Annotated in this window: 14 protein-coding genes; 6 read left to right on the forward strand and 8 right to left on the reverse strand. The window is 60.5% G+C overall.

What is annotated here, in order from left to right:
* Nucleotides 1-68: 68 nt before the first annotated feature.
* Nucleotides 69-935, reverse strand: a complete 867-nt coding sequence (locus JFT58_RS04875; protein ID WP_054896578.1) for a pirin family protein — start codon at nt 933-935, stop codon at nt 69-71.
* Between the two features lie 76 nt (nt 936-1011).
* Nucleotides 1012-2217 (reverse strand): multidrug effflux MFS transporter, encoded by a 1206-nt coding sequence (locus JFT58_RS04880; RefSeq protein ID WP_054896579.1) that lies wholly within the window; start codon nt 2215-2217, stop codon nt 1012-1014.
* A 100-nt stretch (nt 2218-2317) separates the two neighbouring features.
* Here JFT58_RS04880 and JFT58_RS04885 point away from each other — a divergent pair, with 100 nt between their 5' ends.
* The 4 genes from JFT58_RS04885 to JFT58_RS04900 all read left to right on the forward strand — a co-directional run bounded on the left by JFT58_RS04885 (nt 2318) and on the right by JFT58_RS04900 (nt 11862).
* Nucleotides 2318-3424: an efflux RND transporter periplasmic adaptor subunit gene (locus JFT58_RS04885; protein ID WP_054896620.1), complete on the forward strand. Its 1107-nt coding sequence runs from the start codon at nt 2318-2320 to the stop codon at nt 3422-3424.
* A gap of 2 nt (nt 3425-3426) precedes the next feature.
* Nucleotides 3427-6501 (forward strand): efflux RND transporter permease subunit, encoded by a 3075-nt coding sequence (locus JFT58_RS04890; RefSeq protein ID WP_198834305.1) that lies wholly within the window; start codon nt 3427-3429, stop codon nt 6499-6501.
* A 134-nt stretch (nt 6502-6635) separates the two neighbouring features.
* Nucleotides 6636-11438 carry an RHS repeat-associated core domain-containing protein gene (locus JFT58_RS04895; RefSeq protein WP_373458826.1) on the forward strand — a complete coding sequence of 1601 codons (4803 nt, stop codon included), beginning with the start codon at nt 6636-6638 and terminating at the stop codon, nt 11436-11438.
* Nucleotides 11439-11463: 25 nt separating this feature from the next.
* Nucleotides 11464-11862, forward strand: a complete 399-nt coding sequence (locus JFT58_RS04900; RefSeq protein WP_371264142.1) for a hypothetical protein — start codon at nt 11464-11466, stop codon at nt 11860-11862.
* Nucleotides 11863-12116: 254 nt separating this feature from the next.
* Here the strand turns inward: JFT58_RS04900 and JFT58_RS04905 are convergent, their stop codons facing one another.
* The 5 genes from JFT58_RS04905 to JFT58_RS04925 form a co-directional block, all read right to left on the reverse strand.
* Nucleotides 12117-13346: a M20/M25/M40 family metallo-hydrolase gene (locus JFT58_RS04905; RefSeq protein WP_054897066.1), complete on the reverse strand. Its 1230-nt coding sequence runs from the start codon at nt 13344-13346 to the stop codon at nt 12117-12119.
* A gap of 49 nt (nt 13347-13395) precedes the next feature.
* Nucleotides 13396-14454 (reverse strand): diguanylate cyclase, encoded by a 1059-nt coding sequence (locus JFT58_RS04910; protein WP_054897065.1) that lies wholly within the window; start codon nt 14452-14454, stop codon nt 13396-13398.
* 79 nt (nt 14455-14533) lie between these two features.
* Entirely contained in the window at nt 14534-15166 is a 633-nt protein-coding gene (locus tag JFT58_RS04915) for a LysE family translocator (RefSeq protein WP_034127731.1), read from the reverse strand.
* Between the two features lie 69 nt (nt 15167-15235).
* On the reverse strand, nt 15236-16105 hold the full coding sequence (locus JFT58_RS04920; protein WP_034127732.1) for a sugar phosphate isomerase/epimerase family protein: 870 nt from the start codon (nt 16103-16105) through the stop codon (nt 15236-15238).
* A 27-nt stretch (nt 16106-16132) separates the two neighbouring features.
* Nucleotides 16133-16315: a rubredoxin gene (locus JFT58_RS04925; protein WP_014718115.1), complete on the reverse strand. Its 183-nt coding sequence runs from the start codon at nt 16313-16315 to the stop codon at nt 16133-16135.
* A 158-nt stretch (nt 16316-16473) separates the two neighbouring features.
* Here JFT58_RS04925 and JFT58_RS04930 point away from each other — a divergent pair, with 158 nt between their 5' ends.
* On the forward strand, nt 16474-17904 hold the full coding sequence (locus JFT58_RS04930) for an aminotransferase-like domain-containing protein (RefSeq protein WP_054897064.1): 1431 nt from the start codon (nt 16474-16476) through the stop codon (nt 17902-17904).
* Between the two features lie 51 nt (nt 17905-17955).
* On the opposite strand, the gene JFT58_RS04935 is transcribed toward JFT58_RS04930, so the two are convergent.
* On the reverse strand, nt 17956-18945 hold the full coding sequence (locus tag JFT58_RS04935; protein WP_054897063.1) for a GlxA family transcriptional regulator: 990 nt from the start codon (nt 18943-18945) through the stop codon (nt 17956-17958).
* 109 nt (nt 18946-19054) lie between these two features.
* On the opposite strand from JFT58_RS04935, the gene JFT58_RS04940 reads away from it, so the two are divergent.
* Entirely contained in the window at nt 19055-19597 is a 543-nt protein-coding gene (locus JFT58_RS04940; protein WP_054897062.1) for a thioesterase family protein, read from the forward strand.
* The last annotated feature ends 4 nt before the right edge of the window (nt 19598-19601 follow it).

Here is a 19601-nt window from a genome sequence, read left to right on the forward strand (position 1 = left end):
TGATTGAACGCGGTATGTTGAAGTTCTTCGCGAGCAAGCTCGCTCCTACAGGGAGTGGCGGTGAACCGTCAGGCGTGCATCTGCCCGAATTTGCCCGACTGAAAGTCGGCAAATGCCTGGTGAATCTCCTGCTCGGTGTTCATCACGAACGGACCGTGCCCGACGATGGGCTCGTCGATGGGTTCGCCGCTGAGCAGCAGCACCTTGGCGTCGTCGTTGGACTCCAGGGTCAGTTGCTTACCGTCGCGCTCGAACAGGGCCAATTGCCCCTGGCGTGCGACTTCTTCGCCATTGATCAACAACGTGCCGCTGAGCACCACCAAGGCGGTGTTACGCCCGGCGTGCAGGTCCAGCGTGACCGCTTTACCGGCGTTGAGGCGCAAGTCCCATACGTCTATCGGCGTGAAGGTGCGGGCCGGGCCTTGAGTACCGGCAAATTTCCCGGCGATCAGCCGCAGGTGGCCGGCGTCGTTTGCCAATGGCAGCACCGGAATGTCGCCATCGACGATGGTCTGGTAACCGGCATCCGCCATTTTGTCCTTGGCCGGCAGGTTGACCCACAGTTGCACCATCTCCAGTGCGCCGCCACTACGGGCGAAGTCTTGGGAGTGAAACTCTTCGTGCAGGATCCCTTTGGCTGCGGTCATCCATTGCACATCGCCCGGGCCGATTTTGCCGCCGGCACCGGTAGAATCGCGGTGCTCGACTTCGCCGTCGTAGACGATGGTCACGGTTTCAAAACCGCGATGCGGGTGCTGGCCGACGCCGCGACGTTGTTCAGTCGGGGTGAATTCGGCTGGACCTGCGTGATCCAGCAACAGGAATGGGCTGATGTGCTTGCCCATGGTGTCGTAGGAAAACAGCGTGCGTACCGGGAAGCCGTCGCCGACCCAGTGGGCGCGGGGGCTGGTGTAGATACCAATCAGCTTTTTCATGGTGTACCTCCAAAGTGAGTACACCTTAAATCGCCTCACCCTTGAGCACTAGCCGGTAAAAATGGCCCTGATCGTTCTATATATAGGACAGCGTTTTAACCTGGCGTTGGCGCAGCAGTTGAAAGGCAACCAGTGCCGACAGTGCAAACCCGGCCTGGATAACGATCATCGGCGCGGCACTGCCATCGCGTAACTGGCTCAGCAACAACCCGCTGCACGTGGCGCCGAACATCTGTGCAAATCCCATGAGCCCGGCGGCTAAACCCGCACGGTGCGCATTGGGCATCACGGCCCCGGTAACGGATCCCGGCAGCACCAGGCCGCCGCCGAGCGTGAGCAGGGCGATGGGAATATCCAGCCCCACTACCGACAACCCGAACACCAGGTAAATCGCCAGGGCTGCCACCCCGCCCACCGCCACCATCGTCACACCCATCGCCACAATGCGCTGCGGCCCCAGGCGCTGAATGTTACGCCGGGTGTAGGTGGCGCCGACGATCAGCATCGACACAATCAGCCCGAAGTTGAGCCCGTACTCAAGGCTGCTGAACCCCAGCAGATTGATAAACACCGCCGATGAACCCGCGATCACCGCAAACATCGCGCCATAGGTACACGCCAGGGCCACCGCGTAAGCACGATACTGGCGCCCCTTGAGCAGATCCAGATACTGCCCGCCGAGGGTGCGCCAGTGTGCGGCCCTGGGATCAAGGTGATGATTGCTCTCGCGAAAGAACAGCAGCGCCAGCAATAACACCAGGCTGCCGATCACCAACGCCAGGGCGATGGGCGCACGCCAACCCAGCAATTTGATCAGTAAGCCCCCTGCTATCGGCGCAACGACGATGGCATACAACATGCCGATCATCGTCAGCGCCAGGGCCGGGCCTGCCTCGGCTTTCCACACATCGCGCACCACGGTGCGCGCTAGTACCAGCGCGGCGCACGCGCCCAGGCCTTGCAACACCCGGACGGCGATAAACTGCTGGATGTCGGTGACCAGCAGCATCGCCAGCGTCGCCACTACGTAGAGCGCCAGGCCCCCGATCAAGACTGGCCGCCGGCCGATGCGATCCGACAGCGGCCCGAACAGTAGCTGCCCCAGGCCAAACGCAGCAACGAACGCCGACAGCGCCATCAGTGCCGAGCCTTGCGGCGCCTGCAGCGCGTGCTCGATGGCACCCAGGCCGGGGATGATCAGTTGCGTCGAGACTTCACCCAATGCGGTGAGGGCAACCAGCAAGAACAGCAAGCTGCGTGAGGGTGCCGGCGCGTTTGCCATGGGGAATATCCGGGGGCTGGATTAATTTATATTTCGACCATAATATGAGCAAAAAATTATGTCCATAATTTTTTGCCCTATGGTCACCCTGGAGTTCGTCATGCCCCCTCTCCCCCTGCGCCTTCTCACGCCCCTGGCTCTGCTGGTGGTCCTCAGTGGTTGTAACAGCAAGGCCGACAGCGCCGCCCAGGCGCCCACATCGCGCCCGGTGCTGGCCGCCACGGTCGAAGCAGCCGGCACCCAGCAAAGCGCTTATACCGGCGTGGTGGCGGCACGCACTGAAAGTGACCTGGGCTTTCGGGTCAGCGGCAAGGTGATCGAGCGCAAGGTCGACCCCGGCCAGCACGTCTCCCGTGGTGACACCCTGTTGGTGCTGGACATCGGCGACTTCGAACTGGCGCTGCGCTCGGCCAAGAACCGCGTCAACGCCGCCCAGGCCCAACTGCGCCAGCGCCGTGACGATGAAAACCGTTACCAGCGCCTGGCCAGCACCGGCGCGGTGTCGCGGCAGATCTTCGACCAGTCGGCCACCAACCTGCGCGTCGCCCAGGCCGAACTGGCCGCGGCGCAATCAGATGCCAGCCAGATCGAAAACCGTCGCACTTATTCGGTCCTCAAGGCCGATGGCGACGGCATCATCACCGACGTGCTGGCCGATCGCGGCCAAGTGGTGGCCGAAGGGCAAATCGTGGCGCGCCTGGCCCATGACGGCGCCCGCGAAGCCATCGTCAACCTGCCGGAGAACCGGCGTGACCTGGCTGCGCAAAAAGCCCTGGCGTTTCCCTTTGGCGCAGCCGACCAGGCCGTGACCGCCACCCTGCGCGAACTGTCCGCCAGCGCCGACCCGGTCACCCGCACCTACCGCGCACGTTACGTGCTGCAGGGTTCGGTCGAGCGTTTCGTCCTCGGCTCCACCATCACCGTGCGCCTGCAAGGCAACGGCCAGCCCCTGCAAACCCGCGTGCCGATTGGCGCCTTGCAGGATGCGGGGCAAGGCACGGGCGTATGGCTGATTGGCGATGATCAAAAGATCAGCTTTGCCCCGGTGAAGGTCGCCAGCCTCGGCCAGGAAGACGCCTTGCTCGACAGCGGCGTAACACCCGGCCAAACCATCGTCGCCCTCGGCGCTCACCTGTTGCACAGCGGCGACACGGTGCGCTTGCTGCCCGCCCAGGCCCTGGCCCTCAACCGTAAGCAGGATCAATGAGTATGCGCGGGATCAACCTCTCCGAACTGGCCGTCAAGCACCGCGCCGTCACCTTGTTCTTGCTGATTGCGATCCTCGTTGCCGGGGTCTTCGCGTTCGGCAAGCTGGGGCGCGCAGAAGACCCTTCGTTTACCGTCAAGGTCATGACCATCACCGCCGCCTGGCCCGGCGCCACCGCCCAGGAGATGCAGGAGCAAGTAGCCGACCGCCTGGAAAAGCGCCTGCAGGAACTGGACTACTACGATCGCGTCGAGACCATCGCCCAGCCAGGCTTTGTGTCGATGCGCATGACCTTCCTGGAGTCCACGCGCCCGAGCGAGATTCAGGAGCTGTTCTACCAGACCCGCAAAAAACTCAGCGACGAAGCCACGCGCCTGCCCAAGGGCGTGATCGGGCCGTTTTTCAACGATGAATATTCCGACGTGTACTTTGCGCTGTACGCCCTGGAAGCCGAACACCTGCCCCACCGTCAACAGGTGCAAATGGCCGAGGAACTGCGCCAGGGTTTGCTCAACCTGCCGGGGGTGAAGAAGGTCAATATCCTTGGCGAGCAGGCCCAGCGCGTGTTTGTGGAGTTTTCCTATGAACGCCTGGCAACCCTGGGCATCAAGCCCGAACAGATCTTCGCCGCCCTCGCCGCACAAAACGCCGTGGCGCCCTCAGGCTTCGTCGAAACGGCGGGCGCCCGCGCTTATATCCGCATCGACGGCGCGTTCGACAGCCTGGCCTTGATCGAGAACGTGCCCCTGCAAGTCAATGGCCGCGTATTGCGCATCGCCGATGTGGCCACCGTGAGCCGCGGTTATGAAGACCCGCCCAGTTATCGCATCCGTCATCAGGGCGACCCGGCGTTGATGCTGGGCGTGATCATGGAGAAGCACTGGAACGGCCTGGAACTGGACAAGAGCCTGCAAGCCGAAGAAGCGCGGATCCAGGCCGACCTGCCCCTGGGCGTGAATTTCGCCAAGGTCTCCGACCAGGCGAAAAACATCAGCCTGGCGGTGAATGAGTTCATGCTCAAATTCTTCGTCGCCCTGGCGGTGGTGATGCTGATCAGCCTATTGGCCCTGGGCTTTCGCGTGGGGCTGGTGGTGGCGGCGGCTGTGCCGCTTACGCTGTCGATCGTGTTCGTGATCATGCTGGTCACCGGCCGTGAATTCGACCGCGTGACCCTCGGCGCATTGATTATTTCCCTGGGCCTGTTGGTGGACGACGCGATCATTGCCATCGAAATGATGGTGGTCAAACTCGAAGAAGGCTTTGACCGCATCCACGCGGCCACCTACGCCTGGAGCTCAACAGCGGCGCCGATGCTGACCGGCACCCTGGTCACCATCATCGGTTTTCTGCCGGTTGGGTTTGCGCGTTCCGGGGCGGGTGAATACGCCGGCAATATCTTCTGGATCGTGGGTTTCGCCCTGATTTCATCCTGGCTAGTGGCCGTGGTGTTCACGCCTTACCTGGGCGTGAAGTTGTTGCCGCAGATCAAGCCAGTGCCCGGCGGGCATGATGCGATTTATGCCGGGCGCTACTACCAGACACTGCGCAGCCTGGTGGAGGCCTGCGTGCGCGGGCGCTGGCTGGTGACCGGGCTGGTGGTGGCCGCGTTCGTGGTGTGCGGCCTGGGTATGGCGGTGGTGAAGAAACAGTTCTTCCCGGACTCCGACCGCTCGGAGCTGATTCTGGAAGTGTATATGCCACCCGGCAGCGCCTTCAAAAGCACCGAAGCCGTGGCGGCGCAGGTGGAGAAGGCGCTGTTGCAAGAGCCGCAGACCAGTATGGTCGACACCTATGTGGGCGGCGGTGCACCGCGGTTTTTCCTGTCGTTGAACCCTGAAATGCCCGACCCGGCGTTCGCCAAGTTGATCGTGCAAACCCCGGACTCCCGCGCCCGCGACGCGCTGAAACTGCGGATGCGCGAGCGCATTGCGGCAGGCGAATTTCCGTCGGCGCGGGTACGGGTCACGCAGCTCGTCTTCGGCCCGCCGGTGCCGTTCCCGGTGGTGTTTCGCGTCACGGGGCCCGACCTGAATGTGCTGCGCGGGCTGTCTGAAGACGTGCGTCAGGTCGTGGCCGGCAACACGCTGACCAGAGACACCTTCCTAGAATGGGGCGAGCGTGCCAGCGGTTATCGCCTGGTGCTGGACCAGGATCGCTTGCGCTTGCTGGGTTTTACCCCCGACGAGGTCAGGTCCCAACTCAACGCCCTGCTCAGCGGCAACCCGATCACCGAAGTTCGCGAAGGCAACCGCACCGTCTCAGTGGTGGCCCGCGCCCAAGGCAGCCAACGCGAAGACCTGGCCAACCTCAACAACATGACGCTGACCAACAGCGCAGGTACGTCGGTGCCGCTGGCCCAGGTCGGGCATTTCAAGGCGGTGATGGAAGAACCGATCCTCAAGCGCCGCGACCGCGCCACCACCGTGGAGGTACGCGCCGACATCATCGATGGCGTACAACCGCCCGATGTGGAAATGGCGGTGTACAAAGACCTGCAACCGCTGATCGCCAAGCTGCCCAGCGGTTACAAAATCGACATCGGCGGCCCGGTTGAGGAAAGCGCCAAGGCCAACGTGGCCCTGGCGGCGCTGTTTCCGATCATGATCCTGCTCACCCTCACGGTGATCATGTTCCAGGTGCGCTCGTTCGGCGTGATGTTCATGGTGTTCGCTACCGCGCCGTTGGGCCTGATTGGTGCAGTGCCGACCTTGTTGCTGTTCAACCAGCCGTTCGGCTTCAACGCGATCCTGGGCCTGATTGGCATCGGCGGCATTCTGATGCGCAATACGCTGATCTTCACCGACCAGATCCGCCAGAACCAGGACCACGGCATGGCGATTCGCGAGGCCATTATCGAAGCCACCGTGCGGCGTGCCCGCCCGGTGATCCTGACCGCACTGGCGGCGGCGCTGGCGTTTATTCCGTTGACGCTCTCGGTGTTCTGGTCGTCGCTGGCTTATGTGCTGATTGGCGGTGTGCTGGTAGGCACGGTGTTGACGCTGTTGTTCCTGCCGGCGCTGTGCAGCCTGGTACTGCGCGACAAGGTTGCTGAAACGTCCCACGTAACTGCCGGATAAGCTCTACTCCCCTCCGCTTTCCACCGCTGCAAAGTCCCTCGACTGATCAAACAGTGCGAGGGATTGCAGATGGTGGTGTTCGTTAGAGCCCTGATAAATGGGGCTGTCTCTTGATCGCGGTGCTGGCCAACCTGATGCTGGTGCCGATGGATCCCGAAGCGCCGAAGGTTGAGCGCGTATTCGCGGATTTGCGTACCTGCCTGAATACCTTTGATAAGTGGACCGACAGCTTTTTAAGTGGTTCGGCACTTAGCGTGGAGCAGGTGTTCAAGGTTGGGGAAGACGTCGCACTGGTCGCGCCGATCTCTTCCGACAAACCCAGCCGCACCGTCGCTCAATGCAAAGCCCAGGGTGGGCTGACGCTGGTGCATCTGTTCGAAAGCACGCAGTTCGTGCCTATCGGCAACACGCCCGTGAGGCTGCAAGCCGTTGCACAGGACGGCAGCCCGGTAGGCGCGCCGCTGCATCGGACCATTGGCCCCAGCGGCATTCTTGAAGTCAGCGACTGTACCCGCGACCAACAGTACGAAATCACCTTTTACCCCAACGTTTCCAAGGCTCACGTCCAGGCGCTGTATGCGTCCTATGAGTCTGTGATCGCCGGGCTGGAAGCGGATTTGCGCACGGCATGGGCCGAGTATTTCAAGCCTCGATGGGCAGACTTTGCCAAAGCGCCGGCTTACAAGCGCAGTGCCTTACAGGGCATGGCCTTTGCTGCCGGGCTGGGCAACGCGCTTTATAACCTGTGGGACAACATCACCGAGCTGTACGACCTGCTCGCGAACCTCAAGACCAACAGCGAAACGTTGCTGAAATACCTGTCCGAGGCCGAGCTGAATGCGCTGCTCAAGCTGGGCAAAGACACGCTGGCCAAGGGGTTGCTGGTACTCAGTGATGAGCCGCTGTTGTTTATCTACCTGTCGGCGCTGGTGGCCTGGGTACGCATGCTGCCGCCACCCGACATGTACGAACTGCTGGGTGAAATCACCGGCGAAGTCTTGATCAATCTGTTGCTGATCTGGGCCACGCGAGGCATTGGGGTCCAGCTGCGCCTGGGCGCTCAGGTGCTTAGTGGCGTCAAGTCCGGGCGGGCGCGGGCGTTGTTGGAATTGCTGGCCAAGCAGGTGGCGGGGCCTCGGTTGGAAACCCATGTGGAGGCGGCCAAGCCGGTGTTGCTGAGCAGTGCGGCGACGCCGATTAAGACGGTGCCGGCTGTGCCGTTGAAGGCGGGCGATACGCTAGTTTCGAACCCGGTGCCGATGGTGCGCGGCAAGACCCAGCGCACGACGTTGGTCCGTCAGGAGCCTGTCGATGATGTGCCAACTGTGGCGTCGAATCCGAAGGGCGATGCGGCGGCGCCTGCGGATAAAACAGTCACTCACGGCTGCCCGGTGTCGATGGTCACCGGCGAGGAATTGCTCACCCTCACCGACGGCGCGCTGGACGGGATTTTGCCGTTTGAGTGGACGCGGCTGTATCGCACTAGCGCGGTGGAGGTCGATTGTGGGTTGGGGTTTGGTTGGAGCCATGCGCTGGCTCACAGGCTTTGTGTGTCGGGCGATTCGGTGGTGTGGATCGATCATGAGAATCGCTCGACTACCCTGCCCTTGCCCACCGATTCTCGGCCCGCGATCACCAATAGCCTGGCCGAAGCGGCGATCTATTTAGGCTCGGCTCCTGATGAACTGGTGCTGGCCCAGGCCTCGCGTTTTTATCACTTTCGCGACGGTGTACTGACAACCATCAGCGATGCATATGACAACCGGCTGCGCCTTTGCCGGGATCGTTCTGGGCGGATTGAGCGGTTGGATAATGGCGCCGGTCGTTCGTTGCTGCTGCGTTATGAGTTGGGTCGCATCGTCGCGGTGGACTACCAGGTTCATCGCGCCAAAGGGCGTGAGCCCTACGTTTGGGAAACCGAACAGAACCTTGTTTCCTACGCCTACGACGAACACGGACGACTGGTCTGCGCAACCAATGCTGTCGGGGAAAGCGAGCGTTATCGGTACGACGATCAGCACGTCATTCTCGAGCGGCAGTTAGCCGGTGGGGCGAGTTTCTATTGGGAATGGGAACACGCGGGCAAGGCGGCGCGCTGCGTGCGGCATTGGGCGAGTTTTTCGCAGATGGACACGCGTTATGCCTGGGGCGAGGACGGGCGTGTCACGGTGCATAACGCCGATGGTAGCCAGGAGGTGTATATCCATGACCAGCGGGCGCGGCTGGTGCAGAGGATTGATCCGGACGGCGCCACGCACTTTAAATCCTACGACGACCAGGGCCGGCTGACCGTCGAGCAAGACCCGATGGGCGCGGTGACGGCCTATCAGTATGACGACGCCGGACGCTTGGTCGCGCTGTTTCCGGGGGATGATGAGCCAACGTCCTACGAGCATGACAACGGTTTTGTACGGGTTGTCAGACGTGGGGAGGCGGTCTGGAAATATGAGCGTAATGAGCAAGGCGATGTTACGCGTAGGACCGATCCCGATGGAGAGGTTACTGACTACAGCTACAACAAGCACGGGCAACTGAATGGAGTTTGGTACCCGGATCACAGTTGCCATCGACTGGTGTGGAACGAACGCGGGCAACTGCTTGAAGAGCAATTGCCCCATGGTGGGATCAAGCGTTATCGCTATGACGATCTGGGACGGCAAGTTGCCTGTGAGGATGAGCATGGTGCGCTGACGCAGTATCACTGGGACTGCGTCGGCAGGCTGATTCGCCTCGTCTTGCCAGGCGGTGGTTGTAGGGAATTCAGCTACAACCCCTACGGCAAAATCATCGCCGAACGCGACGAACTCGGCCACGTCACCCGCTACGAATACGCCGACGGCCTGCACCTGATCAGCCGCCGTCTCAACGCCGACGGCACCCAGGTCAAGTACCGCTACGACAACGCTCGGCTATTGCTCACCGAGATCGAAAACGAAGCCGGCGAAACCTACCAACTCGACTACCACCCCAACGGCCTGATCCGCCAGGAAACCGGCTTCGACGGCCAGCGCACCGCCTACGCCTACGACCTCAACGGCAACCTGCTGGAGAAGACCGAATACGGCGACGATAACAGTCAGCTAATCACCCGTTACGAGCGCGACCACGCCGGGCGCCTCGTCCGAAAAACCCTGCCCGGTGCCAGCGTTGTCGACTATGCCTACGACCGCCAGGGCAACCTCCTCAGCGTCGAAGACGGTCACTGGGCGTTGGCCTACGAATACGACCGCCAAAACCGCCTCACCGCCGAACACCAAGGCTGGGGCACCCTGCGCTACGGCTACGACGCCTGCGGGCAACTGAAAAACCTGTGCCTGCCGGATAATAACCGCGTCACTTTCAACCACGACAAAGGCGGCCACCTCGCCACCGTCGAACTCAACGGTGAAGTGCTTACCTCGCACCTATTCAAGAGCGGTCGAGAGCATCAGCGCCAGCAAGGCCAAGTGCTCAGCCACTACCACTACGACGACCAACACCGCCTGCACGCCCACGCGGTAACGCAGCAACAAAACCACCTCTACCAACGCCAATACGACTACGACAAATCCGGCAACCTCACCCGCCTGCTCGACACCCGCAAAGGCGAACACCTTTACCGCTACGACCCCCTCGCCCGCCTGACCCGCGCCGACCACTCCCAGGACGTACAGGAACGCTTCGCCCACAACCCGGCCGGCAACCTGCTGATGCAAGACCGCCCCGGCCCGGACATCGTTGCGGCCAACCGCCTGATGATCCAGGGCGACCGCCATTACGACTACGACGCCTTCGGCAACCTCATCCGCGAGCGGCGCGGCAAAAGCCAGCAACTCGTTACTGAGTACCGCTACGACTGCCAGCATCGATTAATCAGCATCACAAAGCCGAACGGCGAAACCGCCAGCTATCGCTATGACCCGTTTGGGCAGCGTGTCAGCAAAACCGTGGAGGGCAAAACCACGGAATTTTTCTGGCAAGGCGACAAGCTGATAGCCGAACACCATGCAGAGCGCCATCGCAGCTACCTCTACGAACCCGACAGCTTCCGCCCATTGGCCCTGTTGGAAGGTTTCGGCCCAAAAGAAACCAAGCCCTACCACTACCAACTCGACCACCTCGGCACCCCGCAGGAACTGACCAACCCCGAAGGCGAAATCATCTGGTCCGCCCACTACCGCGCCTACGGCCAGATCGCCCGGCTCGACGTAAGCAACATCGACAACCCGCTGCGCTTTCAGGGTCAGTATTTCGATCAGGAAAGCGGTCTGCACTACAACCGCCATCGCTACTACAATCCAGATATTGGTCGTTACCTGACGCCAGATCCGGTGAAGTTGGCGGGGGGGATCAATGGGTACCGGTATGTGCCAAACCCTACAGGGTGGGTGGATCCATTAGGATTAAGTACCTGCCCAGGGGACCAATGCAAGCCTAACGCTCCTCCTATTCTTCCGAAGCCTAGTGTAAATGAAGGCGCGCCCGCTTTACCTCAACTGGGGCGTACTCAGCGACAGGCGAGAATAGATGAACTGGCAGAGGCAAATGCAAAACGAAAAGTGCTGGGTTGGGAGCAGGAATATGATATGCATTCGGTTGAAAAGCATAGCCCAGAGATACCAGATAACGCTTTAAGGCAACGATCTATTGATGGAACAAATCCGACCACTGGGGAGAGAGAAGCTATCAATTCCAGCTCTCAATTTAAAACCTGGGTGATGCAGCTTAACGCTATAAATAAAGCCATGGGCAGGATGCAGGGCGATTCACCACTTCCTACAGGTTTTGATAGAAGGGGTAACCCTGTGGTTATAGTCGAGCTACCTGGAGCCGGACGAGGCTACAAGCCTAACCACCGAAACTTAAACGACCCTAAGTACATTGAAAATATGGACAGAGCAGAGATCAGATTTGATAGAAACAATCCGACTCGGCCATTTACCGCATTCCCAAAGTGAGCAGACAATGCTGAAGTGCCCATTCATGAACACCCCTTACACCCCTAATATCTCTCATATATTGGGAGCCTTATCGATATACGACCTTGAGGATACAGTTGGAAAAGAACTATGGAAGTACGACCCTAACAATGAGAAAGACAGAGAAAAAATCATAATTTCTTTTGTTCTGAAGGACCTTATGTATTTGTCATACAGACATCGCTTCGTATTAATGGCTGCACTTAGAGATGTGCTAGACAAACCCGACTTCGACTTTTCGAAAGAATTTGAAAGCGATTATGATGAGTACATAACAATGGCTTGGGACGAAACAGAAATAGACGACCCCCGAGGTTTCTTTGCGGACATTTATCGACTGGCCAACGAGGTCTGGAAAGACGACCTTCAAAAAGCCAGTCTCGAAGACCCTTCCACATGGTGACTTCCGCATTGAACGCAGTACTCGATGTCGGAGGGGCTGCCCCAATGCGAGTTACTCAAGCAAACACAACGCTCAAATCAACAAAGATCAAATGTGGGAGCTGGCTTGCCTGCGAAAGCGGTAGTGCAGTAACACATGCAGCGACTGACACACCGCCTTCGCGGGCAAGCCCGCTCCCACAGGGGATCTGCGTTTGCCGGACGGGCATTCCTCCCCCATTCAAATCTGCTTCGTTCGATCATCCAGTGTTCTGATCAGCGCTTGGAAAGCTCCATGATCATCCGACTCAACAAATAAACCCGCGGTACCACACTCTCCACCTCGGCATATTCCTCCGCCGTGTGAATATTGCCCCCCACTATCCCAAACCCATCCAGCGTCGGCGTGCCTACACCGGCGGACAAGCTGGCATCCGCCGCGCCGCCGCTGCCTTCGATGGTCAACTTGCGTCCCAGTTCGCCATAAATCCCTTGGGCTATCGCTACCAACTTATCCGACTCGGCGGTCTGCGGCATCGGTGGCAGGCCGCGCTGCAGGCTGGTTTTCACTTCGGTTTCCGGGATCAATTTGTTGGCTGAAACCCGCGCCAGGTCTTTCTCGATCCGGTCGAACTCTTCCGGCAAGGCCGCACGCACGTCGGCCTTGGCGGTGGCTTGGTCAGGGATGACGTTAGTGCGGTCACCGGACTTGAGCACGGTGAAGTTGATGGTGGTTTTCTTGTCTTCATCGCCGAGTTTGCCCAGTTGCAGGATCTGGTGCGCGGCTTCCATCGCGGCGTTGCGTCCCAGTTCCGGGGCGACGCCGGCGTGGGCGGCCTTGCCTTTGACTTCGACCACCGCGGTGGCGCTGCCTTTGCGCCATACCACCAGGCCGTCGGCGGGGCGGCCGGGTTCCAGGTTCAGGGTCACGTCGTGGCCCTTGGCAGTGTTGCGGATCAGTTCGGATGCGGCGTCGGAGCCGGTTTCTTCGCTGGCGTCGAGCAGGAAGGTGATCTGCGCGTAATCCTTGAAACCCTGGCTTTTGAGGACCTTGAGCGCATAGATGCCCGCAACGATGCCGCCCTTGTCATCCATCACGCCGGGGCCGTAGGCGCGGCCGTCCTTGATATGGAAGGGGCGCTCGGCAGCCGAGCCTTCCTTGAATACGGTGTCCATATGGGCCATCAGCAGGATCTTGGCCTTGCCGGTGCCTTTGAGGTTGGCGACCACATGGCTATTGTTGGCGGCTTTATCCGGCACCAATTCGATGGTGAAACCCAACTGTTTCAACTCATCCACGGCGATATCGCGCACTTGGGTCAGGCCCGGCTCGTAGCCTGAGCCCGAGTCGATATTCACCAGGCGCTCCAGCAGCTTCAAGGCTTCGGCCTTGTATTGTTCGGCCTGTTGCTGGATCTGTTTATGAGGCTCGGCGCTGTAGGCCGGCAGGCTGAAAGACAAGGCCAGGGTAGCGGCCAACAGGGTACGCGGGAAGGTGAAGAGCATGGACCGATCCTTGTTTTTTTGTTGGAGGGTGCCCCGCCACCCTACCCCACTAAACTGACCGCAACCAACTGCCCTGTACCGAACTGACCCGGTTGCGCCCGCTGCTTTTGGCCTCATACAGCGCCTGGTCGGCGTCGTTGAGCCAACTGATGGAGTCGGCGTGGCTCGGCCGGTACGGCGCCAGGCCGATGCTCAGGCTCACTCGCAGTGTCGGGTCCTGGGCGTAGGCCAAGGCGTTGAAGCGACCGCGCAAGGCCTCCATCACCTCGGTGGCACGGTTGAGGGGCATGTCTGGCAGGATCACGCAGAACTCATCACCGCCATAGCGTCCGGCCAGGTCGGTAGTGCGCAGGTTCTGGCGCAGCACCTTGCTCAGTTGGCGCAGGACGATATCGCCAGTCACATGGCCGTAGGTATCGTTGATGGTCTTGAAGTGGTCGATGTCGATCAACGCGATGGCGGCACCGCCCGGGCCACGGCGGCAGCGTTGAAACTCGAGGTCCAGATGGTCCTTCCAGGCGCCGTGGTTGAGCAGGCCCGACAGGCTGTCGGTGCGGCTCAAGGCCAGCAGTTCACGTTTGTGGCGGGCCAAGGTGACGGCCTGGCGGTAGCAGATCCAGCCCAGGGCCAGGGGATACAGCATCAGGATCGGCAGGCAGGCATACAGCTGGGCCTGGGTGGTCACGGCGATAAATTCTGGTGTGAACAGCAGCAACGCGGTGCCCAGCCCCAGTGCCTGCGCCACCCAACCCGCGAACAGGAAACGCGGCCCGCCGATGGCGACGTTGTTCATGCTCATCATCGACAGGGTGGTGACGCTGGGCAGCGGGTTGAAGTGCATCGCGCCAACCCAGAACCCACCGCAAAAGGAATCGAACAGCAGGCTGCGGCGTTCGCTGCGCAAGGTATTGGCCGAGCGCAACGAACATTGAAAAGCCAGGTGCGGCCACGCAAAGGCATTGATCAGCATCCAGGCCCACACCCACAGGGACGGATTCAACGGATACATGCCGAACGCCACGCATACAAAGCCGAGCGTCAGCCCCAGCAGGCGAGATTTGTACAAGCGCAAAGCGAGCGGAAGTCCTTTTCCTCCGACGGCTGGCATGGTGGGGGCGATCCTGGGTGAATGCCTGGAGTCTATCAGGGCGACGTCAAATCGCCACTACCGCTTATTGGCTAATACTTCAGTGCGAAAACCCACGCGCCAGCATCAAGGCGACGCCCAGCAGCAACACGGCCGTGATTCGCTGCAACAACACCCGGCGCTTGGGGTTTTCCAGCACGTGTTTGATGCGCTGGCCGAAATAGCAATACAGGCAGCCGCTGGCAAATTGCAGCAGCAGGAAGGTCAGGCCAAGGATGGCGATGTCCGCCGCCGAACTGTGTTCACCGGCGCCGGCAAACTGCGGGAACACGGCGCTGAACATGATGATGGTCTTGGGGTTGGAAAACCCGGTCAACAGCCCTTTGCCAAACAGGCTGCGCGCCCCCTCGACCTTGTCGGCGTTGTTGATCGACACGCCACTGCTGGTCCACTGCTTGTAGGCCAGGTAAAGAATGTAGGCCACCCCGACAAACTGGATGGTCTGGGTAATGGCGAGGTTGCCCTTGATCAATTCCGAGAAGCCGACGGCAAAGATCAGGATCGAAATCAGGTACGACACACTGGCGCCGACCTGCGCCGGGATCGAACTGCGCAGGCCGTCCTTCAAGCCCAGGCTCAACAACAGCAACGTCATGGGGCCCGGGCTGAAGGTCATGGTGGCGCAAAACAACAGAAAGTAGAGAAATGAAGACAGGGTTAACGCACTTGTCATGGCCAGCACCTTGAATAAAGAGAAACAGCAGCAACAGGGCGAACGCGGCCAGCGCTCGCCCCCGGCCGATCAGGCGACAGCGATTTCGGTGGTCAGGGAGTCGCGGTACATCACCGCCAGGTCAGCCAGGGCAGCCTTGGCGGTCTGGTTGCGGGTTTCAAACGCGACCAGCCCCTTCCAGTTGGTCTCGACAATGGCCTGCAGCACATCGGCGTAATCGCAGTTGCCGTCATGGATGCCGAAGTGCTGGTCTTGCACGCCGTTGTTGTTGCTGAAGGAAATGCCCTTGATCAAGTGGTGGTATTTGCGCACCACTTCTGCCGGCAGGCCGTTCTCGATGTTGGCGTGGCCGGCATCGAGGAAGAAATACACATTGCTATGGGCTTGCAGGCGCTCGAACACAAAGGCGTATTCGGCTTCATGGGTAAAGATGTAGTGGAACGGCCGATAGTTGACATAGTTGGACAGGTTCTCCAAGTAGATATCCGTGCCCTTGGCCTCGGCATAGCGCGCCAGTTCCTGCACCGACTTGAGATAATGCTCCAGGGCAACCTTCTTGGCCATCAGCACCATTTTCGGCTCGACGATGCAACCACCGTGAATGATCAACGGCGCGCCCAGGCGGCTGGCGATATCGATTTCTTTTTTGACGTACTCCACGGCCGCACTACGGAAGGCTTCGACATCACTGCCCAACGGCGCCTTGAAGTTGCCATGGAAAACCGGCTTGACCCCCGTGGCCGCGATTTGCGCCTGCAGGCTCTCGATACGCGCCTCGGTCCAGTCATCGACCATTTCGCCGAACAGGCTGCCGTCGATGTACCAGTGGGTGCAGTCACCTTCGATGGCGGTTTGCAGGCCCTTTTCGGCGCCCAGGTATTTCTGGTGGGCCACACCGGTGCAGAACGGGACGGTGGCGTTGATCAGTTTGCTGTTCATGGGACGATTCCTTTCGTTGATGGAGTGTCAGGCGAATTGACGTTCAGGAAGATTGATGGCCATGAAATCGGCCTTGGTCACGCCGCAATCCGGGCATGTCCAATCTTCAGGCACCTCTTCCCAAGGGGTGCCTGCGGGAATTCCGTCCTCCGGAATACCCAGTTCTTCTACGTACATAAAACCGCAGGGTGCGCACATATAAGTCTTCATGGAAATGCAAAACCCATTGCTCAGGTGTAGGAAATATCGCCATCTCCAGGCGAGATGCCGCGCAGTCTAGGGGAGTGGCATTGCGCAAGGCAGGTAAAGTGGTGCCTAATCCGGCCTAACTTCACCGGTAAAAGCACCGGCAAACACAAGGACGCGTCATGTTTGTATCCGCCATCGCTTTCGTAGAAGGCACGCCCAAGGTCCAGCAGATCGTCGAGGCGTTCAGCCTGGCCATCGAAAATGGCGAATGGGCACCGGGCAGCAAACTGCCATCCGTGCGTGAACTGACCCAGGTCCTCGGCGTCAGCAAGTTCACTCTCAATGAGGCACTGGACCGCCTGCGCGGTCGCCACCTGCTCACCTCGAGCCAGGGCCGCGGCTACTTCGTGGCGATGGACAGCACCCGCCCTGCCTCGGCGACCTGGGTGGACCTATTGCCCCAAGACCTGCTCAGCGTATTGCGCCGGCCCTTGGCCACCGCCAGTGGCGAACTGCGCCCCGGTGGCGGGCACTTGCCGGAGGATTGGCTCAATGGCGAAGCGATCCGCCAGGCCATGCGCAGCGTAGTGCGTGCGCCGTCACTGCGTATCGCCGGGCTGGGCACGCCGGCGGGGCTGTTGCCGTTGCGCCAGGCGCTGCAACAGAAACTGCACGGCGAAGGCTTGTCGGTACCGGTGGAACAGATCATCACCACACCCAATACCGTGCAGGGCCTGGACATGCTCATGCGCCTGCTCGCACGCCCCGGCGACACGGTGCTGCTCGACGCGCCGTGCTACTTCAACTTCCACGCCAACCTGGCGCTGCACGGCGTCAAAGTCATCACCATTGCACGCCGCCCCGACGGCTTTGACTTCAGCGCCCTCGAACAGCTGCTGGCCGAACACCGCCCCAGCCTGTATCTGACCACCAGCGTGTTGCACAACCCCACCGGCCACTCCTTCAGCCCCAGCCAAGCGTTTCGCCTGTTGCAACTGACCCAGCAGTACCACTGCCACATCGTCGAGGACGACCTCTACGGCGACCTGCACCCCAACCCTCCACCACGCCTGGCCGCCGTCGCCGGGCTGGACCAGGTTACCTACCTGTCGGGGTTCTCGAAAATCCTGAGCGCCAACGCCCGCGTCAGCTATGTGGTGGCCGCTCCGCAACTGGCCGCCAACCTGACCAACATGAAATTGATGAGCGGCGGCGTCACCTCGGAACTGTTCGAACAGATCGTCTACCGCATGCTCAGCGAAGGCAGTTACGCCAAGCACCGCAAACGCATGGTGCAGCGCCTGATGGAAGCCGGTGGGCGCGTCGAACAATGGCTCAAGCGCTGCGGGTGCGAACTGCCCATGGCGTATGAAGGCGGGATGTTCATCTGGGCACGCCTGCCGCCTGGCGTGAACGGCGAACTCCTGGCCCAGGAGGCCCTGAAACGCAGCATGGTACTGGCACCTGGCGCGCTCTTCGGCTACGACCCGGCCCACCGCGACTCAATGCGCTTCAATGTGGCCCACAGCGACGAACCACGGGTACAGCGGGTGTTTGAGGCGCTATTGCTGCACGGTGTTGCACAAAGCAATCCCCGCGCAAAAAAGTGATACACGACCACGATGCAGCGCGCCTGCCTACCTGACCGGCATCAAGGCAAGTCAGGACCTCGGTGCCTCAGGTACATAGGCGTCGCCCTGGGCAACCAGGAACTTCTTGCGATACGCCGCCGGCAGCATCCCCACCCGTTGCTGGAACAGACGCCGAAACGAGTTGCTGTCCTCATAGCCCACGGCATACGTGATGCTGGCGAGGGTCATGCGTGTTGACTCCAGCATCTGCTTGGCTCGTTCCAGGCGCAGGGTTTGCAGGTAGCCAATCGGCGTACAACCAGTGGCATCCTTGAAACGCCGCTTGAAATTACGCACGCCAAAACCAAAGCGCCGGGCCACCTCATCGATCGCCATTGACTGCGCAAAGTGCTGCTCCAACCAATGCTGCACACGCAGGATCTGCGCATCACCGTGGCTTTTGGACAGCGACCACATCGCGTAGGCCGACTGCTCGGTGCGGCCGGCATCGATCAGCAAGTACTTGCCGCAGGTATGAGCCAGCTCCGGCGAGCCGAAACGGCGGATGAGGTGCAGCATCAAGTCCATCGCCGCCGTAGCGCCCCCGCACGTGATCAGGCGATTGTCTTCGCAAAGGATCTGCCCCTCATCCAGGCTGACCTGGGCATATCGACGCCGGAAGAACCCGGCAAATGCCCAGTGAGTCGTCGCACGCAAGCCGTGCAATAAGCCGGTCTCTGCCAGCATGAAGGCCGCCGTGCACATCGACGCCAACACGGCGCCCTGCCCATGCTGCTCACGCAACCAGGGGCCGTAGGCAGCAAACGTCGGCATAGCCTCCTTGAGGGTAAAGAGAAACCCGGGAATCAGCACCAGGTCCGTGTGCGCGATCAGCGCCAGTGAACCCTGCACCTGCAGGCGCTGCCCGCCCCATGCTGTCACCGGCTGGCCGTCCATAGACGCGAGCATCACCTCAAACGGCGGGCTTTCAGCGAACAGATTGGCCGCACTGAGCATTTCCATGGCCAGGGTGGCACTGGCAGCGGAACATTGATCCGCCAGGAGCAAGGTGACATGCATGTAAAAACTCCGGCTTGCACTTTTCGCATGTAATAAGTCATTTACGCATCTACCTTAGCCGATCCCACCCCCGTACAGTGCGGCCATTGATCAACTGCCTGGCGTTTTTATGAATCTCTGGTTTCGATTACTGCACATGCTGTTGCGCCGCCCCTGGCGCAAACCGGTTCACGGCCTGGCTACCACGGTGGTGCGCATGCGTGTCTGGCCGCTGGACCTGGACCTGAACCGGCATGTCACCAATGGCCGGTATTTCACCCTGGCCGATGTGGCTCGCATGGATTTTGTGCTGCGCACCGGCGCCTTTCGCGTGGCGCTGCGCCATAAGGCGATGCCGATAGTCGGCGATACCTGGGGCAAGTTCCGTCGGGAATTGAAGCTGTTCGAGGTATTCGAGGTGCATACCCGCATTCTCGGCTGGGACCACAAGTGGAACCTGATGGAGCACCGCTTCGTCAGCAATGGGCGGGTGGTCGGCGTGGTGGTGATGCGTGGGCTGTTTCGATCCGCCAAGGGCACCCTGCCCCCGGCCGAATTCATCCGCGAGTTGGGCTTGGACGACACCTCACCGCCGATGCCGCAATGGTTGAGCGACTGGGCACGCAGTTGCGATGAGATGAGTGCGCAATTGCGTGAGGAAGAGCAGGTTTAAAAAA

Source organism: Pseudomonas sp. MF6767, assembly GCF_016405475.1.
In the GTDB taxonomy this organism is placed as follows: Bacteria; Pseudomonadota; Gammaproteobacteria; order Pseudomonadales; family Pseudomonadaceae; genus Aquipseudomonas; species Aquipseudomonas paracarnis.

Coding starts and splice junctions, on each gene's coding strand:
- JFT58_RS04875 (WP_054896578.1), bottom strand. CDS start 935: ATGAAAAAGCTGATTGGTATCTACACCAGCCCCCGCGCCCACTGGGTC.
- JFT58_RS04880 (WP_054896579.1), bottom strand. CDS start 2,217: ATGGCAAACGCGCCGGCACCCTCACGCAGCTTGCTGTTCTTGCTGGTT.
- JFT58_RS04885 (WP_054896620.1), top strand. CDS start 2,318: ATGCCCCCTCTCCCCCTGCGCCTTCTCACGCCCCTGGCTCTGCTGGTG.
- JFT58_RS04890 (WP_198834305.1), top strand. CDS start 3,427: ATGCGCGGGATCAACCTCTCCGAACTGGCCGTCAAGCACCGCGCCGTC.
- JFT58_RS04895 (WP_373458826.1), top strand. CDS start 6,636: ATGCTGGTGCCGATGGATCCCGAAGCGCCGAAGGTTGAGCGCGTATTC.
- JFT58_RS04900 (WP_371264142.1), top strand. CDS start 11,464: ATGAACACCCCTTACACCCCTAATATCTCTCATATATTGGGAGCCTTA.
- JFT58_RS04905 (WP_054897066.1), bottom strand. CDS start 13,346: ATGCTCTTCACCTTCCCGCGTACCCTGTTGGCCGCTACCCTGGCCTTG.
- JFT58_RS04910 (WP_054897065.1), bottom strand. CDS start 14,454: ATGCCAGCCGTCGGAGGAAAAGGACTTCCGCTCGCTTTGCGCTTGTAC.
- JFT58_RS04915 (WP_034127731.1), bottom strand. CDS start 15,166: ATGACAAGTGCGTTAACCCTGTCTTCATTTCTCTACTTTCTGTTGTTT.
- JFT58_RS04920 (WP_034127732.1), bottom strand. CDS start 16,105: ATGAACAGCAAACTGATCAACGCCACCGTCCCGTTCTGCACCGGTGTG.
- JFT58_RS04925 (WP_014718115.1), bottom strand. CDS start 16,315: ATGAAGACTTATATGTGCGCACCCTGCGGTTTTATGTACGTAGAAGAA.
- JFT58_RS04930 (WP_054897064.1), top strand. CDS start 16,474: ATGTTTGTATCCGCCATCGCTTTCGTAGAAGGCACGCCCAAGGTCCAG.
- JFT58_RS04935 (WP_054897063.1), bottom strand. CDS start 18,945: ATGCATGTCACCTTGCTCCTGGCGGATCAATGTTCCGCTGCCAGTGCC.
- JFT58_RS04940 (WP_054897062.1), top strand. CDS start 19,055: ATGAATCTCTGGTTTCGATTACTGCACATGCTGTTGCGCCGCCCCTGG.